The organism is Roseibium sp. AWQ4_254, from assembly GCF_056161025.1.
On the sequence record NZ_JBSWYH010000034.1, the window covers coordinates 45,863 to 51,862 of the forward strand.

Sequence of the window (6,000 nt, forward strand, 5' to 3'; positions counted from 1 at the left end):
CCGCTTCTGAGGAAAACCGGCCCCGTTGCCGAAGTGATCCTGAACGCGCCGAAGCGGAAAAACGCTCTTTCCCTGGCCGCCTGGAAGCGCCTTCCGGGCCTCGCTGCGCAGATCGCTGCAGATCCGCAGATCCGCAGATCCGCGTCTGCGTGGTCAGGGGCTCCGGCGGGGAGAGCTTTTGCGCCGGAGCCGACATTGCCGAATTTGAGGACACCCGGGCAACCCCGGACGCAGCCGCGGCCTATGATGCTATCAATGTGCAGGCCTTTGCCGCCCTGAAATCTCTGCCCATGCCGGTGATTGCGGCCATTGAAGGTCCCTGCCTGGGCGGTGGGCTTGGCGTCGCCCTGGCCTGCGACATCCGCCTTGCATCACGGACGGCCGTTTTCGGCATTCCGGCGGCACGGCTGGGCCTGGCCTATCCGCCTGAAGCCTTGTCCGATCTTCTTGAAACCGTGTCGCCCTCAGCCGCCAAACGCCTTTTGTTCACAGCCGGGCGGATCACCGCTGAGGCAGCCATCCAGATGGGCCTGGTTGACGAGATCAGCGAGCCGGACACCCTTGCCAGCCGTCTTCAGTCCCTGTGCGGCGCGATCAGCGCCAACGCGCCCCTGTCCATCCGCGCGGCCAAAGCCTGCGTGAACGACCTGAGCGGGCCTGCAGCGGAAAAGGATCTCAGCCAGCACCGTGAGGCCGCCACACAATGCATTGACAGCTCTGACTATCGGGAGGGCTGCCGGGCCTTTCTGGACAAAAGACCCCCGGTCTTCACCGGCCAGTGAAGGCTGCTCCACCGCCGAGATTAAACTTACTTCTCAAAAATCAGAGAAAAGATATTGTTTAAATGAATTAAATCGCGGCACGCTGATCCGGTTTCAAATCAGCGTGTCTTTTGCGCGGAAAGCTCTGATGACAGGCAGCGAAAGGAAAATTGACTGAAACGCGCCTTTCTCTAGACCCCTTCAGCAGCGGCAGGCAATCTAGCCAGAAACGTCTCGACGGCGTCCGCAAACACATCATTTCGGTCTCCCGCAACCATATGCCCGGCATCCTGAATATCGGTGAACTGCGCCGTTGGAACGAGGCTCAGAAACTCCTCCACATGGTCCATGGAGACAAGTTCCGAATTCCGCCCCCTGATCAGCATCACCGGCAGGGCAAGGCGGGCCGCAGCGGCCAGAAGGTCTTGCTGCACCGCCTCGGCAACGGCCGGCTCCCGGTGCTGGCGCGACTTTAAAAACGCCGGGTCCCAATGCCAGCGGTAGCGGCCATCCTCGTGCAGACGCAGGTTTTTCGTCAGGCCTGACAGGTCCTTTGGCCGGGCCCGGCCCGGCAGATACCGGGAAATGGCGTCGGCAGCCTCTTCCACATCGGCAAAGCCCTCTTCCACCCGGTCGCCCATGAAGCCGATGATTTTGCCAACCCCGCCCATGTCGACACGGGGGGTTATGTCCACCAGGACCAGAGCGGCAAAGCCACCGGGCTGATGGCGCCCTTCCGCCAGCATCCCGGCAAACCCGCCAAGAGACGCACCGACAACAACCGGCTTTGCCCGGTGAAGCGCAACCACTTGCCGGGTGACGGCGCACAGATCCGCCGCAAAGGCTTCAAACCCGTAATTGCCGGACGGCACCCAACTGCTTTCCCCATGACCGCGCTGGTCGATGGCATAGACGGGATGCCCGAGGGCTGCGATCCGGCGGGCGGCCATCTCCCAGGAATGGCGGGTCTGGCCACCGCCATGGAGCAAAACCACCGGCTGCGTGCCCTGCCCATACCGGTCCGCAATCAGCCGGTTCTGTTCCGCCCCTTCAAAATTAACCCGTTTCGGCTCCATGCACCCTCCCGAAAACTCCTGCGCAGGCTCTCCTTCGCAGGACCGGGACGCGGCAGGCGCCCCGGCCTTTTCAGCGCTGACCCTCAGGCGTTCAAAAACGCCAGGACCCCCTGTTTGTGAACCTTGTCACCCACCGCAACCATGTGATCCCGGCCCGGAATGTCGAGCACTTCGGCCCCCGGGATCAGATCGGCCAATTTCTGAGGCGATCCGGCAATATCGTCCTTGGTGCCGACCGCCACCAGAACCGGCCGCGTGATCCGGGCCACATCCTCTTCGCTGATTTTCTGGCGGGAGGAGCGCATACAGGCAGCCAGCGCGAGCCGGTCGGAGCCGGTCTGCTCGGCAAACGCGCGGAACGCCCGGCCGGTGCGATCCGTCACATCCTGCAGCCGCTCGGCCTCCAGAGCTGCGGCAATCGGCTCTGGATCGCCCACGCCTGAAATCATGCCATAGCCCAGCCCGCTATAGACCGCCTTGCGCACCCGGCCCGGGTGGTTCAGCGTCAGAAACGCGGAGATCCGGGCACCCATGGAATAGCCCATGACATCCGCCGTTCCGATTTCCAGATGATCCAGCAAGCCGCGTGCATCTTCGGCCATCACCGGCGCTCCATAGGCGGCCGGGTCATGAAAGGCCTGGCTCTCTCCATGCCCCCTATTGTCCAGTGCAATCACGCGCCGGCCATCCTTGACCAGAAGATCGACCCAGCCGGTATTGACCCAATTGACCTGTTTGTTGGAGGCGAAGCCGTGAATGAGCAGGACCGGATCGCCCTGCCCCTCGTCGAGATACGCGATTTTGACGCCTTCAATGTCTGCATATGGCATGGAAAGGAGATAACCTTTACGTAAAGGGAATATAAGTTCTGTATCACAGTAAAAGGTTTGGCCGGGCTTGGCAAAGCCGAAAAGCCTGAGCGCCGGCGCCCATGCGGCGGAGAACCGCAGGGTATTTGGCGGCGCGGCTCAATTTCCTCATGGATCACAGGCGCGAAATTTGCTATCGCAAAAGCCTTCCCGTTCTCCTTCGCTCAAAGAGGTATGAGACCATGGCGGATCAGGTTGTCCCGCATTTCCAAAACACGAGCGGACACGATTCTGTCGCGGTCGGTGCGCGGGAATTCATGTGCATCGGCGCACGGCCTCCGTTCGATCATCCACATATCTTTCTGGACATGGGGACGGAAAATGAGATCGTCTGCCCGTATTGCTCCACCCTCTACAAATTCGACTCAACCCTGAAGGCCACGGAATCGTCGCCGGACGATTGCGCCTGGACCCCGGAAGCGGCTTGAGCCTGACGCCGGACCTCCCCAAAAGCCTTCCCGCAAGAGCCCTTTCATGGCTGACCACACTGAGACCGACCGCCCCATCGTCATTGCCGGGGGCGGTATTGGCGGCTTGACCGCAGCCCTCGCCCTGGCGCATGAGGGACATGAAATCCTGCTTTTGGAACGCGCTAACGAGATCTCGGAAGTCGGCGCAGGGCTTCAGCTCTCTCCCAATGCCTGCGCCATTTTGGCGGAGCTCGGCGTGCTGGACAGGCTGGAACCCCACGCCTATGCGCCGGACAATCTGCAGATCTGGTCTGGCCATACGGGAGGGAAACTCGCCCGGGTGGCGTTCGGCTCTTATATCAGGGAGCGGCACGGGTACCCGTTCTGGGTCATCCACCGGGCGGATCTGCAAAGGGAATTGCTTGAAACGGCCCTTGAGACCGAGAGGATCAGCATCCGGCTGGCAAGTGAGGTTCAGGACCTGACCGCCTCGCCCTATGACGATCTGGTCTGCGTCTACCGGCAGGGTAAAGACACACGGACACAGCCGGCAAAGGCGCTCATCGGGGCCGATGGGGTCTGGTCAAAGACAAGACGCCAGATCCCCGGACACACCAATGCCCGCTTCAGCGGTCTGGCCGCCTACCGGGCAACCGTGCCCATCGATCAGGTGGACAAGATGTTCCATGGGGACAGCGGCCTCTGGCTGCACAGGGACAGCCATCTTGTGCATTACCCGATTAAGGGCGGCCAGGCGTTTAACATTGTCGCGCTGGCCAGGGAAGACTGGGCCGAGGAGACATGGTCCGCTGAGGCGGATAAGGAAGACCTCTTGAAAAGCTTCCGCGCCTGGCCTGCCGCTGTCCGGAACCTTCTGAACACGCCGGACCAGTGGCTGAAATGGGCACTGTGCGGCGTGGACGCCTCGGGCCCCTGGTCCCACGGGCATGTGGCCGTTCTGGGCGATGCTGCCCACGCGATGCTGCCCTTCATGGCTCAGGGCGCGGCCATGGCGATTGAAGATGCCGCCATTCTGGCCCGCCACCTGCCCAGGAACGTCAGCAACATTGCCTCCGCGCTCAGAGCCTATGAACGCGAGCGCAAACCAAGGGCCAGCTTTGTGCAGGGGATCTCGCACCGCAACGCGAAGGTCTTCCATTATTCGGGCCCAATGGCCTTTGCCCGGGACACGGTTTTGCGCCTGTCATCGCCTGAGCAGCTGGCCGCCCGCTTTGACGACATTTATGGCTGGACGCCCGGCGCGTGAGCCCTCTTTTGCTTGAGCTGAACGGAAAGCTGGGATAAAGCCAATCCCCATCCCGTTTTCAAGGAGCGCTACGATGACCGGACAGAAGGCAGATGACGTTGTAACCGCTGCGTTTCTGGTCATCGGCGATGAAATCCTGTCCGGCCGGACCAAGGACAAGAATGTCGGCTTTGCCGCCGATTATCTGACCGCGCTTGGGATCGACCTGAAGGAAGTCCGGGTGGTTGCGGACGATCAGGACGACATCGTGGCAGCGGTCAACACCTTGCGCACCCGCTATGACTATGTCTTCACCTCCGGCGGGATCGGCCCCACCCATGATGACATCACAGCCGAGAGCATCGCGGCAGCCTTTCAGGTACCGCTTAATCTGGACCCGCGTGCCGTTGCAATCCTGGAACAGCATTATGCTCCGGGACAGTTCACACCGGCCCGTCAGCGTATGGCGCGTATTCCCGAAGGCGCGGACCTGATCGAGAACAAGGTCTCCAAGGCGCCCGGGTTCCGGATTGGCAATGTGCATGTCATGGCCGGTGTGCCCTCCATCATGCAGGCCATGATGGACGCCATCGCGCCGACGCTGAAAACGGGCCGGAAAATGCTCTCCGAAACCGTACCGGCGGAACTGCCGGAAAGCCGGATTGCCGACAGACTGGCCGCCATTCAGGACGCGCATCCGGACACCCTCATCGGGTCCTACCCGAATGCAACCGATGGAAAATTCACGACACAGATTGTTATCCGGTGCCGCGACGCAGCCGAATTGAAGGCCACAGCGCAGGATGTGGCTGCAGCCGTTGCAGAGCTACTGGGATCTTAAAAGCGAGACAAAAATGGAAAATCCCGCACAAAACAAAGCGTTCCCCGTATCCTGGGACATGTTTCACCGCGACTCCCGCGCCCTGGCCTGGCGCTTGTCCAGTGAAGGCGAATGGAAAGCCATCGTCTGCATCACCAGAGGCGGACTGGTTCCAGCCGGTATCGTGGCCCGGGAACTGGGCATCCGCACCATCGAGACCGTGTGCATCGCCTCCTATCATGATTATGAAAATCAGGGCCAGTTGAAGGTCATCAAGCCGATAGACCCGAAAGTGGTCGATCTGGAAGACGGAGACGGCAGCGGCGTCCTGGTGATTGATGATCTGGTCGACACCGGCAAAACCATGAAGGTCGTGCGCGAAATGCTGCCCAAGGCGCATTTCGCAACCGTCTATGCCAAGCCGGTCGGTGTTCCGATGGTCGACACGTTCATCACCGAAGTCTCCCAGGACACCTGGATCTATTTTCCCTGGGACATGGGCTGGCAGTTCCAGCCACCGCTCTCAAACGACACGGCCGGCTGAGGCGCCAAAGCCCCCCAGCCTGCTCTGATACCAACCTGAATAGATAGAAACCCATCTGATGGCGCTGGTCCGGATTGGCCGGCAAGGCGCGTTGCGCAGCACGGCCTTTTTGGCCGTTCAAGCGGCGCAACGCAGTCCGGCGGGCCGGACCAGCGCCATCAGATGGGTTTCTATCTATTCAGGTTGGTTGTCTAATTCCGGCCTCACAGTCAAGTCCCAAGCCCTGTTGCCTCCTCACCAGGTCCACGGTTGTCTTCGAAGTCGCTGCCAGCAG

The 6,000-nt window shown here is 61.1% G+C and carries 7 protein-coding genes; 5 read left to right on the forward strand and 2 right to left on the reverse strand.

Translation table 11 applies throughout. The features are described 5' to 3' along the window. The first annotated feature begins 149 nt into the window (after positions 1 to 149). The gene (locus ACXAIC_RS21320) at positions 150 to 782 is read left to right on the forward strand and encodes an enoyl-CoA hydratase-related protein (protein WP_475185228.1); all 633 of its coding nucleotides are present in this window, start codon (positions 150 to 152) and stop codon (positions 780 to 782) included. Between the two features lie 170 nt (positions 783 to 952). Here the strand turns inward: ACXAIC_RS21320 and ACXAIC_RS21325 are convergent, their stop codons facing one another. After that, positions 953 to 1,837, reverse strand: a complete 885-nt coding sequence (locus ACXAIC_RS21325; RefSeq protein ID WP_475185234.1) for an alpha/beta fold hydrolase — start codon at positions 1,835 to 1,837, stop codon at positions 953 to 955. Between the two features lie 83 nt (positions 1,838 to 1,920). Next, positions 1,921 to 2,667 carry an alpha/beta fold hydrolase gene (locus ACXAIC_RS21330; protein WP_475185237.1) on the reverse strand — a complete coding sequence of 249 codons (747 nt, stop codon included), beginning with the start codon at positions 2,665 to 2,667 and terminating at the stop codon, positions 1,921 to 1,923. A 221-nt stretch (positions 2,668 to 2,888) separates the two neighbouring features. On the opposite strand from ACXAIC_RS21330, the gene ACXAIC_RS21335 reads away from it, so the two are divergent. From ACXAIC_RS21335 to gpt, 4 genes are all read left to right on the forward strand, one after another. Beyond that, a complete protein-coding gene (locus ACXAIC_RS21335; RefSeq protein WP_475185241.1) occupies positions 2,889 to 3,134 on the forward strand; it encodes a zinc-finger domain-containing protein in 246 nt (81 codons plus the stop codon). A gap of 46 nt (positions 3,135 to 3,180) precedes the next feature. After that, positions 3,181 to 4,383 (forward strand): FAD-dependent monooxygenase, encoded by a 1,203-nt coding sequence (locus ACXAIC_RS21340; RefSeq protein ID WP_475185246.1) that lies wholly within the window; start codon positions 3,181 to 3,183, stop codon positions 4,381 to 4,383. Positions 4,384 to 4,456: 73 nt separating this feature from the next. Continuing rightward, the gene (locus tag ACXAIC_RS21345) at positions 4,457 to 5,203 is read left to right on the forward strand and encodes a competence/damage-inducible protein A (protein WP_475185249.1); all 747 of its coding nucleotides are present in this window, start codon (positions 4,457 to 4,459) and stop codon (positions 5,201 to 5,203) included. A 13-nt stretch (positions 5,204 to 5,216) separates the two neighbouring features. Continuing rightward, positions 5,217 to 5,726 carry a xanthine phosphoribosyltransferase gene (gpt, locus tag ACXAIC_RS21350; RefSeq protein ID WP_475185254.1) on the forward strand — a complete coding sequence of 170 codons (510 nt, stop codon included), beginning with the start codon at positions 5,217 to 5,219 and terminating at the stop codon, positions 5,724 to 5,726. Positions 5,727 to 6,000: the final 274 nt, after the last annotated feature.

Bases quoted from the DNA above. Each gene is read 5' to 3' on its own strand.
- ACXAIC_RS21325 (WP_475185234.1), bottom strand. From the start codon at position 1,837: ATGGAGCCGAAACGGGTTAATTTTGAAGGGGCGGAACAGAACCGGCTG.
- ACXAIC_RS21330 (WP_475185237.1), bottom strand. From the start codon at position 2,667: ATGCCATATGCAGACATTGAAGGCGTCAAAATCGCGTATCTCGACGAG.
- ACXAIC_RS21335 (WP_475185241.1), top strand. From the start codon at position 2,889: ATGGCGGATCAGGTTGTCCCGCATTTCCAAAACACGAGCGGACACGAT.
- ACXAIC_RS21340 (WP_475185246.1), top strand. From the start codon at position 3,181: ATGGCTGACCACACTGAGACCGACCGCCCCATCGTCATTGCCGGGGGC.
- ACXAIC_RS21345 (WP_475185249.1), top strand. From the start codon at position 4,457: ATGACCGGACAGAAGGCAGATGACGTTGTAACCGCTGCGTTTCTGGTC.
- gpt (WP_475185254.1), top strand. From the start codon at position 5,217: ATGGAAAATCCCGCACAAAACAAAGCGTTCCCCGTATCCTGGGACATG.